This window comes from Chitinophaga sp. CC14 (assembly GCF_048957795.1).
GTDB lineage: Bacteria > Bacteroidota > Bacteroidia > Chitinophagales > Chitinophagaceae > Chitinophaga > Chitinophaga ginsengisegetis.
In genome coordinates, this window is record NZ_JARBFY010000003.1 from 1,447,622 (window position 1) to 1,465,855 (window position 18,234).

An 18,234-nucleotide genomic window follows, 5' to 3' on the forward strand; every position below is an offset into this window, starting at 1 on the left:
AAATGAAGTGGCATGCATATCATATCTCCCTTAATAAAAATTAAATGGCTGATCTTCCTCTGGCTGATTGCAGGGATCTCCCTGCAATCAGCTGCACAGGATTCCCTCTCCAGGGAAACTCACAAAAAAAAGATCAGCCTGCGCGATTCACTGGATCATGCCATTGATTTCAGCGACTTTATGATCGATGCAAACGGGTTTATCCCGATCCCCATCCTGATCACAGAGCCTGCTGTGGGTATTGGTGGCGCTATTGCCCCCGTGCTCCTGAGAAAAAGACACCAGCCGGCCAGTTACAAAAAGCATAAGAACATGGCCGCCATACCGCCCGATGTAACCGGCGGATTTGGTTTTTATACCGCTAACAAAAGCTGGGGCGGCGGCGCCGGCAGAAGCGGTACCATCATCCCCTGGGGAGTGCGCTATAAAGTATTTGCGGCCTATCTCGATATGAACATCGACTTCTACAAAACACTCCCCGTAAAAGGAGAAACAGAGTTTGGCGTGAACCTTAAAATGATCCCCGTTTTCCTGCAGGTGCAGAAACAACTCGGCTTCTCCAACTGGCATGCAGGCATCCGGTACATCTTTACCAAAACCACCGCTAAGCTGGAAAAATCCGTCCTGCCGGATTCATTATTTAAACCAAAGGAAATGGATAATATCAGCAGCATTGCAGGCATACTGGTGGAATATGATAAAAGAGATAATGAGTTTACACCCGGCAAAGGCACCAAGCTACACGTAGGCGCCAATTTTTCCAATCATATTTTCGGAAGTGATTTCGATTATACCAACCTCGAAGTATACGCCTATCACTACATCCCCATTGGCCATAAAAAGAAATGGGTATGCGGCCTCCGGGCAGATATGCAGCAGGTGCTGGGAGATATTCCCTTTTATTACAAACCATCCATCGATTTAAGAGGTATTCCGAAAGGACGTTACCAGGGAGATGTAAACATGCTCATAGAAACAGAGCAGCGGTGGAACATCGTGAGGCGCTGGAGCGCCGTATTCTTTACCGGTGTAGGTAAAGCGTTTGACGATTATCCGGATTTCGGATCGGCCTCCTGGGATTATAGTTATGGTACCGGTTTCAGGTACCTGCTGGCCCGCAAGTTTGGTTTATACATGGGTGCAGATATTGCCAGAGGCCCCGAACAATGGGGTTTCTACATACAGTTCGGCAGCGCATGGCTGAAATGACCGCTTAAATTTTTTATATGTCTTATTTAAAAAAATACAGCCTCGTAGTATTCCTGTTATTAATGGCGTGTCAGACATTAAACGGTCAGGCACTGATCGCATTGCTGTTTGGAAAAAAGATCACGAACGACCGCCTGAAGCTGGGCATTATACTCGGCGCTTCTTCCAGCTGGCTGGAAAACGCTACCGGGCAACGCCCCCGCATCGGCTTTGCTATTGGCGCCTACACCAGTTATGATTTTAATGATAAATGGCAGGGCGTAATGGACATCGTGATGAAATCACCTAAAGGAGCAAAAGACATCCGGTATGAAAATACATTTATTACCCCCGATGATCCGCAACTGGTTGGAACGGAAATAGACCGCAACATTACTTACATTACCGTGGCGCCATTGATACGCTATAAATTCAGTCCCTCCTTCGGATTAGCCATAGGTCCACATCTCGGCGCAAGAACAAACGCAAGGGACATCTATCAGAAATCAATGGACCAGGGTGAGCTGTCGTACCGGTATAACAGTAAAGACTATACGCATCTGGCCGATGTAGGCGCCACCTTCGATATACAGTACGTATTAATGAAAGGCAGGGGGTTACGGCTGAACGCACAATTCAACTTTGGTTTCGTGAATATTTATAAGAACACCGACATGAGCGCGTATAACCGGCAGGCATTACTCGCCGTAGGAATACCCATTGGCGGTGGGAGTAAATCAGGCAAAAAATAATTCTTATGAAAACAATGATCCTCCTGTTTTTATTATTAATTGGTGAGATGACCGTTTTTGCACAGGCTGCTGACGATACGCATCATAAACACAAAGCCACGCCTCCGTGGTATGTGGACCGCTTTCGCATTTCGGCAGGCTTCTTTATACCGTTTAATCACACCAGCATCAGTGTAGGCAATACTGCCGGTACCCGCGGTACGGAAATCAGTTTTGAAAATACATTGGGATATAACACCGCCAGCTATACGTTTCTGGGCGACTTCCAATGGCGCGCCGGACGGCGGTCACGTTTTGACCTGGGCTATTACCGCATCCAGCGCAATTCCGCACATGTGCTCGACCGCGACGTAACGTTTGGTGATCATACTTACCCGGTTGATGCAGGCGTGACGAGCTTTTTTAATACAGACATTTACCGTTTCTCCTATGGCTATGCATTGCTCAGCAAACCAAAGGCGGAAGCAGGGATCATGATAGGCGCACACATCATTAAGGTAGACGTAGGACTGGCAGGTTATGCAAACAGTGCCGGCTTCGCGGCCAGCGATAGCTATGGCTTCACAGCGCCACTGCCCGACATTGGTATATGGGGTGGCTACGCCTTTGCACCGCGATGGGCTGTAACCGGTGAAGTAAGCTACTTCTCACTGAACATCGATAATATCGACGGCCGCATCATCGCAGCAAACGTGCAGGTAATGTACCGTGTAGTGCAACGCCTCAGCGTTACCGCCGGGTACACCGGTTTTAATTTTAAAGTAGACGCTACAAAGAAAAATCTTGTAGGGCACCTGGTATGGGGTTTCAACGGGCCTTCCATGTCTGCTACCTGGTCGTTCGGAAATAAACCCTGGTAATTAAAGCTTACACCGGATCAATTCAAAAAAAAATAAACAAAAGAAAAGATCCGGTGTTTATAACACAAAGATTCCCTTCTTAAGTATAAACCAAATTGCATCATCTCAGCTTTTTATTCCATGCTATGGGTAAACCTGTTTATCCTGTGCGACGGAGATTTTGTGTACTTAAACAATGGTTTATATGAAACGCTTCCCAATCTTTAACCGGCTACTTGTTTGTGTGGCCCTATTCTCACCGGCGCTCCCGTTCCAGGAAGCATCCGCGCAGAAGAAACCAAATATCCTTGTCATCTTCGGGGATGATATCGGGCTATGGAACCTCAGCTGCTGGAACCGTGGTATGATGGGTTTTAAAACGCCCAACATCGACCGTATTGCCAGTGAAGGCGCTATGTTTACGGATTACTACGGTCAGCAGAGCTGTACCGCAGGCAGGGCTGCGTTTATTACCGGCCAATGTCCTTTCCGCACGGGGTTAACTAAGGTGGGCCTGCCCGGATCTACCATCGGACTCCACAAAGAAGATCCGACAATCGCAGAGTTTTTAAAGCCACTTGGTTATGCCACAGGACAATTCGGCAAGAATCACCTGGGCGACCGGGACCAGTATCTGCCCACTGCACACGGATTCGATGAGTTTTTTGGGAACCTCTATCACCTCAACGCGGAAGAAGAACCAGAACATGAAGATTACCCCAAAGATCCTGCTTTCAAAAAAAGATATGGCCCGCGCGGTGTAATAAAATCAACCGCAGATGGAAAGATTGAAGATACCGGCCCATTAACCATTAAAAGAATGGAAACCGTGGATCAGGAATTTTATGCGGCTGCCACTGATTTTATGAAGCGGCAAAAAGACGCATCCAAACCATTCTTTGTATGGTTTAACTCTACCCGTATGCATATCAACACACATCTGAAGCCAGGCTCAAAAGGCCGTACAGGTTTGGGATTGCAGGCAGATGGAATGGTAGAACATGATGATATGGTAGGAGAGCTGCTGAAGTTCCTGGATGATAACGGACTTACTGAAAATACCATCGTTATTTATTCTACAGATAATGGCGCCATGAAATGCGAATGGCCTGATGGAGGAGCTTCTCCGTTCAAAGGTGAGAAAGACATGAACTGGGAAGGCGCCTTCCGGGTTCCATGTGTGATTCGCTGGCCCGGTCATATTAAACCCGGTACCACCTATAATGATATTTTTTCTGCGGAAGACTGGCTTCCTACCCTGGTAGCCGCAGCAGGGGGAGACGCTAATCTGCCTGCTAAGGTGCTGAACGGATTCCAGGCAGGCAGCAAAAACTTTAAAGTGCACCTGGATGGTTACAACATGTTACCTTATCTCACCGGCCAGGTAAAGGAAGGCCCGCGTCACCAGTTCTTTTATTTCAGTGACGACGGGGATCTGATGGCTTACAGGAGAGACCGCTGGAAATTTAATTATATGGTCCAGAATGCTAAAGGAATGGCAGTGTGGAGAGAGCCAATGGATAAACTGCGGGCCCCTCTGCTGGAAGATCTCCGGTCAGATCCGTTTGAATATGCACACGATCATGCGAGCGCATATTATGAGAAATGGTTTATGGACCACGCGTTTGTTATTTTGCCTTCGGCAGAAGAGGTAGGCGCTTACCTGGCTACCTACAAACAATTCCCTCCACGGCAAAAGCCAGCCAGTTTCAATGTAGAGGAATTTACCAATGCGTTAAAAGAAGGCATTAGAAAATAGGTGTGTTGTTCGTTAATGTCAAAAAGAGGTTGTTCCATTACCGGAGCAACCTCTTTAATCACTTCTTACAATGACTACATTAGAACAGGTAAAAGAACTCAGAAAGCGTATAGGCGACGATGTTATTGGTCAACCTGACGTAATAGATAAAATCCTCATCGGCTTACTCACCGATGGTAATGTATTGCTGGAAGGACTGCCCGGCCTGGCGAAAACACGCGCAGTGAAAAGCCTGGCAAAGCACCTCGACAGTAAACTAAGCCGCATCCAGTTCACCCCGGATCTGCTGCCGGCGGATGTTACCGGTACCGAGATCTATCAGCCGGAAGCCGCCGGGAAATTTATTTTCCAGCCCGGACCCATTTTCAGCAACCTCGTGCTGGCAGATGAAATAAACCGCGCACCTGCAAAAGTACAGTCGGCCCTGCTGGAAGCAATGGAAGAACGGCAGGTATCCGTGGCCGGCAAAACCCATAAAATGGAACCACTGTTTATGGTGCTCGCTACCCAGAACCCCATCGAACAGGAAGGGACCTACCCGCTGCCGGAAGCGCAACTGGACCGCTTTGTGATCAAGATCAACATCACGTACCCCGACCAGGAAAGTGAGATCAGTATCGTGAAACTGGTACGCGAAGAATCAAAAGGGAAGGAAGCCGCTGCAGCTGCCATTCCGCAACAGGTGATCTTCAACGCCCGCAAAGAAATCAACGGGGTAAAAGTATCCGATGCCGCCGCTAACTATATCGCGGACCTGGTAAACGGTACCCGCTACCCGGAAAAACTGAACGATGGCTTGGCCAAATGGCTTAACTACGGCGCCAGCCCCAGGGCCAGCATTGGCCTCGACCGCTGCGCCCGCGCAGTAGCCTGGCTCAATGGCCGCGATTATGTTACGCCCGACGACATCCGGTTTATTGTGCACGATGTACTCCGGCACCGTATCATTCTCAGCTACGAAGCCAACGTAGCCCGTATGAACGCCGATAAGGTAATTGACGAACTGTTAAAAGTAGTAGCCGTTCCATAATGCAGGAAAAGAAAAAACATATCGCCGGCGCGTATCCTCCGGGAGTAGTCATTACCCTCGATGAAATGATGCGCTTTGAATATTATGTGCAGGACATTCCGTTACTGCCACAACATCCGGTATATACCATCCTGGCAGGACGGCATGCGTCTAAATTAAGAGGAAGAGGACTGGATTTTGAAGAAGTACGTATATACGTTCCCGGTGATGATATCCGGAATATCGACTGGCGCGTAACCGCTCGCACAGGCGTTACGCATTCCAAAGTATTCAATGAGGAAAAAGAACGGCCCACCTTCATTGTAGTGGACCAGACCAGCACCCTCTTTTTTGGATCACAGGAACGTATGAAATCCGTGGTAGCCGCACAGGTAGCTGCCCTCAGCGCATTTTATACCGTTCGCCGCGGCGACAGGGTAGGGGGCATCGTTTTTAATGAAGATGGCAATGAATATATTCCATCTGCCAGAAGTAAATCACATGTACAATATTTACTTACCTGTATTGCAGAAATGAATGCGCAACTGCCGCTGCGCACAACAGTCCGGCCACATACGCCTGTGCTCAATGAAATCCTGCACAGGACCGGTACGCTGGTTACACACGATTATGTAGTAACCGTGATCAGCGATTTTTCTGAGATAGATGATGATACCATCCGTCACCTTCAACATATTGCCGCGCACAACGACGTAATGCTGGTACACCTTACAGACCCGCTGGATGCACAGCTCCCCACAGGCCGGCTGGTACTCACCGACGGTAACAAACAGTTATTATGGAATAATGAAAGTAAACACAACGGTAACAGCTATACGCAAAATTTTGAAACCATGAAAGCCACACTCACAGAAAGATTCAGGAATTATCGTATACCCGTAATATTTATAGATACCGCCTTACCGGTAACCAGCCAGATCATGCACTTTTTTGGAAAAACCAATAACTGATATGCTATGCAACAACCTTTACAACAATTCGGAGAACTGATAGAACCGGCGCCGGTGCCGTTCAGTTTTCATACACCGGGATGGTATATTACAGGCGTAGTGCTTGTACTGCTGCTATTGCTCGGCGCATACAGGTTTGCCAGGTACCGGTACCGCAACAGGTATCGCCGCGATGCCCTGCTGTGGCTGGGTAAACGCATGATGGCCCTTCATGCCCAACAGGAATGTATGCAGCAATTGTACGAGGCGGATATGCTGATGAAACGCATTGCCATGAAAATATACGGACGTGAAAAAGTAGCCGGTCTGCGCGGACATGAATGGATCACTTTCCTGAACCGGCAGAACCTCCGCAGGAAAGAGTTTTCTGCGGAAGACGGCCAGCTGCTCACTGATACATTATACAGCGATCCAAAGGCTGTGAACACCGCGGACACCAATCGCTTTATTTCAAAAACCCAAAACTGGATACGTTATCATAAACATGCACCTGGAAATCGCCTATAAATGGGTATGGCTGCTATTACCACTACCACTGTTGGTATTTGCACTGCTGCCGCCGCTGCGCCGGCGGCGTACGGCCCTGATTGCCCCGTTCTTTCAACGTGCGGTGGCCATTTCCGGCGCCAGGCCACGGAAAGCAGCCTGGATCACCCGTAAAAATACCTGGATGTACATGGTATTGATAGGTTGCTGGATTTGCCTGCTGGCAGCGGCTTCTTCTCCCCGTTATGTAAGTAAACCCGGCAAACGTCCTAAAACAGTACGCAGCTTTTTAATCGCCGCGGATATTTCTTTCAGCATGGCACAAACCGATTGGGTGGTAAATGGTAAGCGCACGACCCGCTGGGAGGCCGTGAAATCACTCATGAAAGAATTTATCGCACAAAGAAAAAGTGACCAGATGGCGCTGGTAGTATTTGGCAGCAACGCATATATCCAGGCGCCGCTTACCACCGATCTGCCTATGATCAACTGGCTGCTCGATCAAACAGAGGTAGGTATGGCCGGACAAATGACCAACATCGGCGATGCCATCGCATACAGTGTAAAAATACTGAAACAGGATACACTGAAACAAAAAGTAATGCTGCTGATCACCGACGGGGTAGATACCGGTACCGATCTGCTGCCCGTAGATGCCGCCGGCATGGCTGGTAAAGATTCCATTACCATCTACACGTTAGGCATCGGGAAAGCCTCCGGCAGCGGCGGATACGACCTCGATGAACACACCCTGGAAGCCATTGCGCACACCACCGGTGGCAGATACTTCAACGCACTGGATGAAAAAGGACTCAGCGGCGTATATAAAGCACTGGATGCGCTCACCCCGGTAGAATACCAGGAAGAAAGCTACGAACCGGTTACCCTGCTGTATTACTATCCATTGGCCGCCGGCGTTATACTTGCACTGGTATTCCAGTTTATGGCAGGCAGTTATCACCTCACCCGTAAATGGCTGCCTTATGCGTGATATGCTTGAACCTATTCACTGGCCCATCAACTGGCAGCAGTTCCATTTCCTGCGACCTGCAGTACTCTACCTGTTTATTCCACTGCTGCTTATTATTCTCATCCTCATCATCGGAAACCGCGAACCACAGCAGTGGAAACAACTTATTTCACCGGTATTGCGTCCATATCTTTTTTCACCGGGCAGCAGTCGCGCCATGTGGTGGCCGCTCTTCTTTTTTGCGTTGGGAATAACCCTGGCTATCATCGGTATTGCAGGACCGGCATGGCACCGCACCGTGATCCCTGGGCAAAAGGTACAGGCGGTAGTGCTGGTGGCAATGGACCTTTCAGCATCTATGGATGCTACAGATATTCCACCCAGCCGGCTGGAAAGGGCAAAGCTCAAACTCTGCGATTTCCTGGATGCACACCCCGGCGCAAAGGCGGGCATGATAGCTTATGCAGGCACTCCGCATCTGGTAATGCCTTTTACAACGGATTATAGTTTGATAAAACTACAGGCAGGCGCACTCCGTACCAACGAAATGCCGGTGCCGGGTAACAATACGCCCCTGCTCATGAAGTACATCGATACGCTCATGAATCCTGTGCTGGCGCCCAGCAATGTACTGCTCCTCACCGATGAAGTAAGTGCTGCCGATGCAGCACTGTTTACCAACTATGTAAACAGCTCCATTCATCACCTCGAAATATTACTGATGTCGTCGCCGGCCGGCGCTAAGGTGCCGGGGTTTCCGCAAGCTATCTCGCGGCAGGATGAAGGTGTATTGCAATCACTCGCTGCCAGTCCCGGTATCCGGGTGAACCGCTTAACGCTTGACACCACTGATGCAGGCAGTATTGCTAAACGTATACGTGAACATCTCATTTTTGAAAAAGATACCCGGACTGATGAAAAAGCCTGGGATGATATGGGATACCTCGTTATCATCCCGGTAGGATTGCTGGTGCTGCTGTGGTTCAGAAAGGGCTGGACTATTCAATGGTGCTTCCTTCCTTTAAGCCTATTGTTAACCAGTTGCAGCGTAAACAGCCGCGAAGCCGACTGGTGGTACACAAAGGATTACCAGGGACAGGTGTTATATAAAGAGAAAGCCTATGCACAGGCATCGGAACGGTTCTCCGATCTTACGCATAAAGCCGCCGCGGCTTATAAGGCGGGCGACTATGAAGCAGCTGCGGCATTATATGCCCTGGATAGTTCTGCTGCCGGGCAGTATAACCGCGGACTGGCACTCGCAAAACTGGGTCGCTATGATGAAGCGATGAACGCCTTTACAGACGCCGTATCACTGGACCCTGCCCTGAAAGGTAAAGCAGGCAACAGTATCAGCAAAGTAAGCAAACAAAAGATGCAGGTGGATTCCATCGTGAAACTGGATCAGCCGGATAAAAAAGTGAAGGAAGATAAAAAGAATGGCCCCCTCAAAGAACGCAAACTAAAACCAGGAGACCCGGGTCTCTCCGCCGACACAAAAGTAAAAGACATGCCCGAAACCGGCGACCGGATGACCGATGAAGTGAAATCCAATATCCACCAGGCACAGGAAGGCCAGTCGGGAGAAGCCGGTAAGGATACCAGCAACAACAACAACACCATGAAGAACATTATTCTCCGCCGGCCACCTGCCGACCCCGGTGAATTTCTGCATAAAAGATTTGAATTGCAACGCAAACGGGATTATCAACAGGTAAAACCAGGAACGCAACGATGGTAAAGTATTGTATAACGGTGATGTATATACTCTGTTGCAGCAACCTGCTGCATGCCCAGCTGAAATGCTTTGCCAAAGTAGCGCTGGACAGGAATGATGTATACATTCAACAGCCGTTTAAGGTTACCTATACCGTGCTCACAGCTACCTGGTACACGCAGCCACCGGAGTTCAACAATATACAGATCCCTGGCGCTTTTGTGGTGCCGTTCACCCAATCGCAGGCCGGCAGATTCACAGATCACGGCACCGATTATTCAGGTATAGAGTTCTATTATATTGTTTTTCCTTATAAGGAAGGCATGTTCAGCGTACCATCCATTACCATTACAGTAGCCACGCCGCCGGAAGGCAGCGCCGTCAGCAGCAAGGTCACCTTGCACACCACACCGGTATCTTTTGTGGTGAAGCCCATACCTAAGAATTTTCCGGCAGATGAAGAATGGCTGGTAGCCAGTGATGTGACACTGTCAGACCATTGGAGCAAGCCATTGGGCGCACTCAAAGTAGGAGATGTGATTGAAAGAACCGTGACCACCAACGCCAGCGGCACCCTGCCGCAGTTTATTCCCGCACAGCCCCCCGGCAAAGTATCGTGGGCGGAAGTTTACCCGGGTAAGATAACGCTGAAGGATACGCGTAACGACTATACCGCCAATGGCGAACGGGTGCAGTCGTCCACCTGGCTGCTCACCAAAGCAGGCACGTTTGAACTGCCGCCGGAAAAAATTTCCTGGTGGAATCCATACGCCGCCCGGTTGTATACACGTACCTTGCCAGCCGTAAAGTTACAGGTGGCAGATAATCCGCAGCTGGGAATGCTCACCACGCTGAAGGATAGCCTGGATAAGGCCAGTACGCCTTTAGAACCGGCCAGGAAAGGCCCGCTCATAATAGCAGGCATGATCTGGTATAAGGCTTGTTTATATGCAGCAACGGTATTGTTGCTGATGTGGCTGTTGTATAGATCCGGCCGCTATCTCACAAAAAAAGTAAAATACCTCCTGCAGCAATACCGCCAAAGTGAGAGCTACTGGTTCCGGAAGTTTATGAAGAATCCGGGAACAGCCGCGCTCTATCAATGGTGGGACCGGTGGCGGAAAAACGGTCAGTCGCCTGCGGTAGCGGTTACGCTCCGCAGGCAACAGGAAACAGGCACATTGCAGGATCTTGCCAGCTATGAGGCGGGAGTATATGGTGATAAACCCGGTAATAATATCACCATCACGCAACTGAAACACTGCTTCCGCAGTTATCGCAGCAAGAAGAAGCGTGTAAAGAAACAGCAGAAAGATAATTTTATACAGCCCGGTAACCGGCAATGGACAGAAAGTTGAAGTATTATTTTTTATATCAGAACTTTTTCCTTTTATGAGATGTTAATATTCAGACAAGGGAGATATACTCCCTTCCACGCAGCAACAATCCTTTGTTAAACCGGTTATCACACCCGTGTATCCTGAGCATAGCAAGCAAGCATCATCCTGACATTAATTCCTTTTAGTGTAACTATTTGCCGAACCGGCATGACCTGTCATGCCACAAACGCCAGGATGTCCATGCAAAAATTTTCTATCGTCATAAGAATAAGATTAACGGATACAATAGTTGGCAAAACCTATGTAGCCGGCAGGGAGTTCTCTCCCTGCCATTCACTTTAATTCATACCAGCCATGTGGAAATATACACTCATATCATTTTCATTGCTACTGCTGGAAGCCACGGCAATGGCCCAGGCAGGAGCCGGTATGAAAATAGGTGACAAGGAAAAGCACTATAAAGATAGTCTCCGCCGGGCCGGTTATCCCTACCGCTTCCCGATACTGGGTAGCAAGATGGTAGAAAAAGGCTTTAGCATTCAATATCCGGTAGGAGCCATGCTCAACCTAATGGGCGGACAACAGGAAGTAAATATCACCGACCTGAAAGTGGGCTTTAACGACATGGAACCGGTACCACTCGACTTTATAAAATTTGGCGATGTAAAGGCCCATATGCAAAGCGTTACTACCCGCCTGGATCTCTGGGTACTGCCTTTCGTGGACCTTTATGGTATTATAGGATTGGTACAGGCAAAAACGAACGTAAATATCAACGCACCTTTCCAGTTTTCCAGTGAAGCGGATTTCAAGGGATATACAATGGGCCTCGGTACCACACTGGCAGGCGGTTATCATGGTATCATCACCATTACCGATGTTAATTACACCTGGACACATTTGGACAAGCTGGATGATGTAGTAAAGACGTTCATGGTAACTCCGAGGGTAGGATATAATTTCCAGTTCAGAGAGAAACCGGGAAAGTCGTTTGCAGCATGGGTAGGCGCTACCGGTTTTTTTGTGAATACAGGCACCAGCGGCTCTATTGATCTGGCAGATCTCAAACCCGCTATGGACCCGGTCCAGGCGCAGAAGATCATCGACGAAACAGAACAATGGTACCAGGCATTACCCCGCCCGCAACAGGTAGTGGTGAAACGTATAGCCGAAGCCGTATTGAATAAAATGAATAATCTTCCTGATGATATCACTATTAATTACTCGCTGAAGAAAAATCCGGTATCTAACTGGAGCATGGTTATAGGCGCGCAGTACCAGTTTAATAAAAGATGGCAGGTTAGAACAGAAGCCGGCTTCCTCGGTGGACGAAAATCGCTTTTGTTATCAGGAAACTACAGGTGGCGCTGGTGAAATGGATATGCACCATACTGTTATTGGCGGCCGGTTGTTTCATGATGCCTGTTTTAGTATATGCGCAGACGTTACACCCGGAGGAAAGCGATGTGATTGAGTTTATGGATGGCGACCAGATCAGCGGAAAAGTAAAACAGATCCAGCGGGGAGAGCTCTCCCTGGACCCCGATAAACTGGAAGACCTGGTAACTATTAAACTGAGAAATATAAAATCAATTACAGCGCGCAGGAAGTTATACCGGATAGAAAGTGTGGCGAACATCAGGTACCTGGGCATCCTGGAACCCGGTCGTGGCCCCGGATGGGTAAAGATCATACAGGAGAAAGATACCACAGAACTGTTTATTGAAGACCTGGATAATATAGAAAACATGGATGATAATTTCTGGAAACGGCTGGATGGTTCTGCCAGTCTTGGTTTTTCGTACTCCCGTTCCAGTAATATAGGCCGTGTGAATGAGAGCCATAATATGACATATAGCACAAAGAATTGGTTGTTCCTTACATCGGGAGATCTGATGTATACGATCGACAACGAGTTTAAAGGAATAGAAAAGGCAGATCTGGCCGTACAGGCATATATCGAGTTCTGGAAGAAATGGTTTGCAGTATCCTCTGTTCAGTTTCAGCGCAGCACAGAGTTAGGTTTGAGCGCACGTATGCAGCTGGCGGAAGGAGCAGGGCCCATACTCATTAAAAGCAGGAAGAATGATTTAAGAGCCGCTACAGGATTTTCTATTCAGAAGGAATACAGCACAGACAGTACAGATACAAACCGCGCACTCTCTGCTGAAATTCCACTGTTTGTGAATTATTACCTGTATGAGCTGGGCACGCCCTATCTCACATTACAGGCAACCAATTCATTGTTCTTTAGCTTATCGCAGAAAGGCCGCTGGCGTGTAGATCAGAGCATTACACTGTATTGGAAAATTGTAACGCACCTGAACCTGAACGTGCAGTTTTATTTCGATTACGATAGCAAACCACCGGATGTAAGTGCTCAGAAAGTGGATTTTGGAACAGTGTTCAGCATCGGATATTCATGGTAATACTTAATTCAGTTCAAATGAAATGTAATAAACTACTGGTTGTATGCAGTATGCTGCTAATATCCGCTTTACTCCAGGCACAACAGGCGCCACCTCACGGTGGAGCCCTGTCGCAGGAGGAAATTGCAAAATCCAATAACCCCCTGGCGGAGCTGAACCAGATCAGTTTTCACGACTTTATCACCATGCACCAGCGGGGCACTACGGAAGTATCCAATACCATGAACCTGCGGGGAGTAATGGTAGCCGGGCGACAAATCATCCGTGCCACTATTCCGTTTACCACCCTGCCGGCAGACAATAAGATGGGCTATAATTCCGGTCTGGGTGATATCCAGATCTTTGATGCAATCCGTTTTTCCAAAAACGGCGCCTCCACCGATCTGGCAGTGGGGCCCATGATAGTTTTCCCCACCGGCAGCAACGATTACCTCGGCACCGGCAAATGGCAGGCGGGCGGCGCGTTTGTAGCCATACATCATATTCCCGGCGGACATGTATTGGGTACCTTGATTACCTACCAGCATTCGTTTGCAGGACAGGAAGACCGCGCAGACGTGAGCGTGCTGGCGTTTCAGCCAACGCTTACTTTCAATATCGCAGTAGGATTATATGCACGGAGTGCCGGCGCTACCTGGACGTTTGATTTTGAAAACCAACGTACCCTCATTCCTTTCGGGTTGGGCGTTGGTAAAGTGTTCAAGGCAAACAATATGATGGTGAACGTTTTTATTGAGCCACAACTTACGGTATACAGCGAAGGGACCGGCCAGCCCGCCTACCAGGTGTTTTTTGGAATGAACCTGCAGTGGGCAAAAAAAGTGAAATAATTCTTTTACAACCTCACATAAACTGAATGTCATGAAAAAAGCACTTCTCTATTCTGCCATTGCACTATTGATGCTGGCCGCCTGCGGACCCACGTTGAAAGTAACATCCGACGTGAACAAACAGGCCAGCTTTGCCGGGTACAAAACTTTCGCCCTGTATAATCCCGCCGGTCAGAAAAGCCCGGTCAGCGAACTAAACAGGGATCGTATCAACAGTGGCGTGGTGGCCGCTATGGTAGCCAAAGGCTATACCCAGTCTGATACTACAAGTGCAGACCTGCTCGTGAATCCAATCACCGTGGCCAAACAGGGTCAGAGTGTAACAGCCAATACCGACTACTACGGTTACGGCGGTTTCTACAGACCTTACTACTGGGGTGGCGGAATGGGTATGGCTTCCAGCAATACCACCTTTTCTGTGGATAAATATATTGACGGCTCCGTGATCATTGATGTAATAGACCGGGAGAAAAAACAATTACTTTGGCAGGGCGTAGGCAACAGCCAGATCGATGGACCCATCAAGGATCCGGATACAAAGATCCCTGCTGCTATGACAAAAATCATGGCCAGCTTCCCGGCAAAAATGTAAAAGCAATTTATGCAGCAATAAATTAACAGTTATGGTGACAACCCGCATGAAAGCATGGTGGTGTTTATCTGTCGCATTATTCTTTTCCCTCCATCTGTCGGCCCAGGAGGACCCGTTGCCCTCCTGGAACGATGGTGCAGTAAAACAATCCATCATCAGTTTTGTAAAAACGGTAACCACGGAAGGAACAGCACAATTTGTACCGGTAGAAGACCGCATCGCCACCTTCGACAACGACGGCACGCTATGGGCAGAAAAACCAATTATACAAGGGCTCTTCGCCGTATTCCGCGTTCATCGCATGGTGCAGGCCAATCCGTCCCTGAAAAACAAAGAACCGTTTAAAGCAGTGCTGGAAAATGATAAAGCCTGGTTTGCCAAAGCCGGGGAAAAAGGACTGATAGAACTGATTGATGTTACGCATACCGGCTTAACACAAAAAGAATTTGCTGCGGAAGCAAAACTCTTTTTTGAAACCGTGAAACATCCTTCGCTCAATGTGCCGTTGTCGCAGGTATTATACCAACCCCAGCTGGAGCTGTTGGCTTATCTGCGCATGAACGGGTTTAAAACATTCATCTGCTCTGGCGGCACCGTTGAGCTGATGCGCGCTATCAGCAGGCCCTGGTACGGCATTCCGCCGGAACAGGTAATAGGAACGGAGTTCAAATACCGGTATGTGGACAGTGCCGGTGTGAATGATATTTACCGCATGTCCGGTATTAATACTCTCAACGACAAACAGGCGAAGCCCGTTAATATCCAGTACCATATAGGAAAAAGACCTATCCTGGCATGTGGTAACGAAGGTGGGGAAGGCGATGTATATATGCTGCGTTTCTCCCAGGGAAATACTTATCCTTCTCTTCAACTGCTGGTGAATCATGATGATGCCACCCGCGAATTTAAATATGAAGAAAAGAGTAATAAATCACTGGGCATGGCGACTCAATATCACTGGCAGGTAATCAGTGTAAAGAACGACTGGAAAACAGTTTTTAACAAGTGAGTATTGTCTTTTTTGTTATCTGTTAAAGAGATTTAAAATGATGATTAGAAGCACGTATTTGCCGTTATTGTTGGTAGTTATTTCCTGCAACCAGCAACAGCCGGAACAGCAGGCAGCGGGCGAAGTGGGGAAGGCGGTCTGCTGCGCTGTTCCTTCCAGGTATGCCGCTGCTGCGGATAAAGCAGGTAAAAAAGATCCCGCAAACATGGTTTGGGTTCCCGGCGGACAGTTTATGATGGGCACCGATGAAAAAGATGCTTATGATCAGGAAAGACCCGCACATCCTGTTAAGGTAGATGGCTTCTGGATAGATAAAACGGAAGTCACCAACGAAGACTTTAAAGCGTTTACAGATGCGACCAAATACATAACTGTAGCAGAACGCAAACCTGTGTGGGAAGACATACGGAAACAATTACCCCCCGGCACACCTAAGCCGGACGATGACCTGCTGGTACCCGGTGCAATGGTGTTCATTGCCCCCGGTCACCCGGTAAGCACCGATAATATTTCCAACTGGTGGAAATGGGTGGCCGGCGCCGATTGGAAACATCCCGAAGGCCCCGGCAGTAATCTTGATGGCCGCTGGAAACACCCTGTAGTGCAAATTGCCTGGGAAGATGCCAACGCCTATGCAAAATGGGCCGGCAAACGCCTGCCCACAGAAGCAGAATGGGAATACGCCGCGAGAGGCGGACAGGCGGAGAAACGCTACGCCTGGGGAAATGATTTTAAACCCGGTGAACATTATATGGCTAATACCTACCAGGGCCATTTTCCGGATAAGAATTCGGGAGAAGATGGATTTGCAGGAACCGCCCCGGTAGCCAGTTTCCCGGCCAATGCCTACGGACTGTTTGATATGACCGGTAATGTGTGGGAGTGGACTGCCGACTGGTACGATGCCTCTTACTATAAAAAAATGAATGTCCGCGCTGTACAGGTAGATCCGCAGGGGCCCGCCGGTACTTATGATCCGGAAGACCAGTACGCTATCAAAAGAGTCACCAAAGGCGGCTCCTTTTTATGTGCCAACGACTATTGCGTAAACTACCGCCCCAGTGCCAGAAGAGGTACCTCCTTTGATTCCGGCGCTTCTCATATCGGCTTTCGCTGCGTGAAAGACAAAGGAAACGACAACGCGAAAACAATACTGGTGCAAAATAAATGATCACAAAAACGGCTATAAAAAAGCCAGCAACAGGGATACCCGTTGCTGGCTTTTCTTGGTATAAGCGCGAAAATTATTTCCCCAACGGTAAAATCGATTTCTTCACATCAACCACATACGTATCTGTCCACCGGTCGTGCCACGGATGACACCAGGCGCCAAATGCACTGAAGGCATTGAATGGAACCGCACGGCTCAATCCCCTCAGGAAAGCAGTTTTAGCCGATATCTCCGTACCATCTTCGTTTACTGCACGGGTGCCGGTGATAAGTTTGCCGAGCGACTTTCCCTTGAATACCGCTTCCACCACACCCATATAGATACCATATGCCAGCATGGCGAACAACCGGTCCAGTAAGTTTCCGCCAGGTGAATCTGCATAGTCCAGCAGGTCCGGGTATACAATAGTAATAGGTACCGTTACAGCTATCAGGACAATATAAAAGCTAATCAGGTCTATGACATAATTAGCAAGACGCCGGCCATGACCAGCCATCTCAAGCGATGTTTCATCGGTGAATATGGATTCTTGTGTTTGTAATTCCATAGGTTAAAAGGATTTGACAGTAAAATATGAAATAATAATCTGATTTTATTTCTCCGGAAGACGTTTTATTTAAAAAGTCTCTTTATCTAAATGATTGTCCCGTTCATTTTCAGGCAAACATTTATGAATGAAATAACTTTGCCGGGAATTTAACCCACGTAAGGAATGCGGAAACAAATGATAACGGTACTTTTAATGCTGATCTGGCTTTGCCAGCTATCAGGCCGTTATGTGGTATTGCTTGGGTTTTATGTAAACCAGGAGTACATCGCAAAAAATTTATGCGTTAACCGCAATCAACCACAACTGCATTGTAACGGTAAATGCCACCTTACCAAACAACTCCGCGAAGAAGACAGGAAAGAACACGAAAGCCCCTGGAGTAAAACTGATAACAGGAGCGAAATATTCTATGCCCATCTCCCTGATAATAATATTTTAAAACCCGCATTCACTGCTCTGCGCACAAACTATCCACTGTGTTTTAATATAGGCGTTCCCGTTGACCAGCCATCAGCCGTTTTCCGCCCACCCATCGCGGGAGTTTCGCATATGCTTTAAAGCCCTGTATTCCTTACAGGCAGGGCCATCTATTGCCCGAACCATTCATAATTATTTCTTCATA

Annotated in this window: 18 protein-coding genes; 17 read left to right on the forward strand and 1 reads right to left on the reverse strand. The window is 48.3% G+C overall.

Annotation, left to right across the window (positions count from 1 at the left end; genetic code table 11):
• Positions 1 to 12: 12 nt before the first annotated feature.
• The 16 genes from PV783_RS15895 to PV783_RS15970 all read left to right on the forward strand — a co-directional run bounded on the left by PV783_RS15895 (position 13) and on the right by PV783_RS15970 (position 17,062).
• Positions 13 to 1,209 (forward strand): BamA/TamA family outer membrane protein, encoded by a 1,197-nt coding sequence (locus PV783_RS15895; RefSeq protein ID WP_420988694.1) that lies wholly within the window; start codon positions 13 to 15, stop codon positions 1,207 to 1,209.
• Positions 1,210 to 1,226: 17 nt separating this feature from the next.
• Positions 1,227 to 1,940, forward strand: a complete 714-nt coding sequence (locus tag PV783_RS15900) for an outer membrane beta-barrel protein (RefSeq protein WP_420988695.1) — start codon at positions 1,227 to 1,229, stop codon at positions 1,938 to 1,940.
• A gap of 5 nt (positions 1,941 to 1,945) precedes the next feature.
• Positions 1,946 to 2,800 carry a hypothetical protein gene (locus PV783_RS15905; RefSeq protein WP_420988696.1) on the forward strand — a complete coding sequence of 285 codons (855 nt, stop codon included), beginning with the start codon at positions 1,946 to 1,948 and terminating at the stop codon, positions 2,798 to 2,800.
• 184 nt (positions 2,801 to 2,984) lie between these two features.
• Complete coding sequence (locus PV783_RS15910; protein ID WP_420988697.1) at positions 2,985 to 4,538, forward strand: arylsulfatase; 1,554 nt, start codon at positions 2,985 to 2,987, stop codon at positions 4,536 to 4,538.
• A 70-nt stretch (positions 4,539 to 4,608) separates the two neighbouring features.
• Positions 4,609 to 5,568, forward strand: coding sequence for an AAA family ATPase (locus PV783_RS15915; protein WP_420988698.1), 960 nt, complete (start codon positions 4,609 to 4,611; stop codon positions 5,566 to 5,568).
• Positions 5,568 to 6,518: a DUF58 domain-containing protein gene (locus PV783_RS15920; protein ID WP_420988699.1), complete on the forward strand. Its 951-nt coding sequence runs from the start codon at positions 5,568 to 5,570 to the stop codon at positions 6,516 to 6,518. Before PV783_RS15915 ends, PV783_RS15920 begins: the two co-directional genes overlap by 1 nt.
• Positions 6,519 to 6,524: 6 nt before the next feature.
• Entirely contained in the window at positions 6,525 to 7,025 is a 501-nt protein-coding gene (locus PV783_RS15925; RefSeq protein ID WP_420988700.1) for a DUF4381 domain-containing protein, read from the forward strand.
• Complete coding sequence (locus tag PV783_RS15930) at positions 7,003 to 7,995, forward strand: VWA domain-containing protein (protein WP_420988701.1); 993 nt, start codon at positions 7,003 to 7,005, stop codon at positions 7,993 to 7,995. Before PV783_RS15925 ends, PV783_RS15930 begins: the two co-directional genes overlap by 23 nt.
• On the forward strand, positions 7,988 to 9,715 hold the full coding sequence (locus tag PV783_RS15935) for a VWA domain-containing protein (protein WP_420988702.1): 1,728 nt from the start codon (positions 7,988 to 7,990) through the stop codon (positions 9,713 to 9,715). Before PV783_RS15930 ends, PV783_RS15935 begins: the two co-directional genes overlap by 8 nt.
• Positions 9,709 to 11,049, forward strand: coding sequence for a BatD family protein (locus PV783_RS15940; protein ID WP_420988703.1), 1,341 nt, complete (start codon positions 9,709 to 9,711; stop codon positions 11,047 to 11,049). The genes PV783_RS15935 and PV783_RS15940 overlap by 7 nt, the downstream gene beginning before the upstream one ends.
• A gap of 336 nt (positions 11,050 to 11,385) precedes the next feature.
• Positions 11,386 to 12,405, forward strand: a complete 1,020-nt coding sequence (locus tag PV783_RS15945) for a hypothetical protein (protein WP_420988704.1) — start codon at positions 11,386 to 11,388, stop codon at positions 12,403 to 12,405.
• A complete protein-coding gene (locus PV783_RS15950) occupies positions 12,402 to 13,460 on the forward strand; it encodes a DUF481 domain-containing protein (RefSeq protein WP_420988705.1) in 1,059 nt (352 codons plus the stop codon). Before PV783_RS15945 ends, PV783_RS15950 begins: the two co-directional genes overlap by 4 nt.
• Positions 13,461 to 13,477: 17 nt before the next feature.
• On the forward strand, positions 13,478 to 14,290 hold the full coding sequence (locus tag PV783_RS15955) for a hypothetical protein (protein WP_420988706.1): 813 nt from the start codon (positions 13,478 to 13,480) through the stop codon (positions 14,288 to 14,290).
• Positions 14,291 to 14,321: 31 nt separating this feature from the next.
• Positions 14,322 to 14,882 carry a DUF4136 domain-containing protein gene (locus tag PV783_RS15960; protein WP_420988707.1) on the forward strand — a complete coding sequence of 187 codons (561 nt, stop codon included), beginning with the start codon at positions 14,322 to 14,324 and terminating at the stop codon, positions 14,880 to 14,882.
• Between the two features lie 31 nt (positions 14,883 to 14,913).
• Complete coding sequence (locus PV783_RS15965) at positions 14,914 to 15,891, forward strand: HAD family hydrolase (protein WP_420988708.1); 978 nt, start codon at positions 14,914 to 14,916, stop codon at positions 15,889 to 15,891.
• A gap of 37 nt (positions 15,892 to 15,928) precedes the next feature.
• Positions 15,929 to 17,062 carry a formylglycine-generating enzyme family protein gene (locus tag PV783_RS15970; protein WP_420988709.1) on the forward strand — a complete coding sequence of 378 codons (1,134 nt, stop codon included), beginning with the start codon at positions 15,929 to 15,931 and terminating at the stop codon, positions 17,060 to 17,062.
• Between the two features lie 73 nt (positions 17,063 to 17,135).
• On the opposite strand, the gene PV783_RS15975 is transcribed toward PV783_RS15970, so the two are convergent.
• A complete protein-coding gene (locus PV783_RS15975) occupies positions 17,136 to 17,609 on the reverse strand; it encodes an RDD family protein (protein ID WP_079467934.1) in 474 nt (157 codons plus the stop codon).
• 165 nt (positions 17,610 to 17,774) lie between these two features.
• On the opposite strand from PV783_RS15975, the gene PV783_RS15980 reads away from it, so the two are divergent.
• Positions 17,775 to 18,170, forward strand: a complete 396-nt coding sequence (locus tag PV783_RS15980) for a hypothetical protein (protein ID WP_420988710.1) — start codon at positions 17,775 to 17,777, stop codon at positions 18,168 to 18,170.
• Positions 18,171 to 18,234: the final 64 nt, after the last annotated feature.

Coding starts and splice junctions, on each gene's coding strand:
- PV783_RS15895 (WP_420988694.1), top strand. CDS start 13: ATGCATATCATATCTCCCTTAATAAAAATTAAATGGCTGATCTTCCTC.
- PV783_RS15900 (WP_420988695.1), top strand. CDS start 1,227: ATGTCTTATTTAAAAAAATACAGCCTCGTAGTATTCCTGTTATTAATG.
- PV783_RS15905 (WP_420988696.1), top strand. CDS start 1,946: ATGAAAACAATGATCCTCCTGTTTTTATTATTAATTGGTGAGATGACC.
- PV783_RS15910 (WP_420988697.1), top strand. CDS start 2,985: ATGAAACGCTTCCCAATCTTTAACCGGCTACTTGTTTGTGTGGCCCTA.
- PV783_RS15915 (WP_420988698.1), top strand. CDS start 4,609: ATGACTACATTAGAACAGGTAAAAGAACTCAGAAAGCGTATAGGCGAC.
- PV783_RS15920 (WP_420988699.1), top strand. CDS start 5,568: ATGCAGGAAAAGAAAAAACATATCGCCGGCGCGTATCCTCCGGGAGTA.
- PV783_RS15925 (WP_420988700.1), top strand. CDS start 6,525: ATGCAACAACCTTTACAACAATTCGGAGAACTGATAGAACCGGCGCCG.
- PV783_RS15930 (WP_420988701.1), top strand. CDS start 7,003: ATGCACCTGGAAATCGCCTATAAATGGGTATGGCTGCTATTACCACTA.
- PV783_RS15935 (WP_420988702.1), top strand. CDS start 7,988: ATGCGTGATATGCTTGAACCTATTCACTGGCCCATCAACTGGCAGCAG.
- PV783_RS15940 (WP_420988703.1), top strand. CDS start 9,709: ATGGTAAAGTATTGTATAACGGTGATGTATATACTCTGTTGCAGCAAC.
- PV783_RS15945 (WP_420988704.1), top strand. CDS start 11,386: ATGTGGAAATATACACTCATATCATTTTCATTGCTACTGCTGGAAGCC.
- PV783_RS15955 (WP_420988706.1), top strand. CDS start 13,478: ATGAAATGTAATAAACTACTGGTTGTATGCAGTATGCTGCTAATATCC.
- PV783_RS15960 (WP_420988707.1), top strand. CDS start 14,322: ATGAAAAAAGCACTTCTCTATTCTGCCATTGCACTATTGATGCTGGCC.
- PV783_RS15965 (WP_420988708.1), top strand. CDS start 14,914: ATGGTGACAACCCGCATGAAAGCATGGTGGTGTTTATCTGTCGCATTA.
- PV783_RS15970 (WP_420988709.1), top strand. CDS start 15,929: ATGATGATTAGAAGCACGTATTTGCCGTTATTGTTGGTAGTTATTTCC.
- PV783_RS15975 (WP_079467934.1), bottom strand. CDS start 17,609: ATGGAATTACAAACACAAGAATCCATATTCACCGATGAAACATCGCTT.
- PV783_RS15980 (WP_420988710.1), top strand. CDS start 17,775: ATGCGGAAACAAATGATAACGGTACTTTTAATGCTGATCTGGCTTTGC.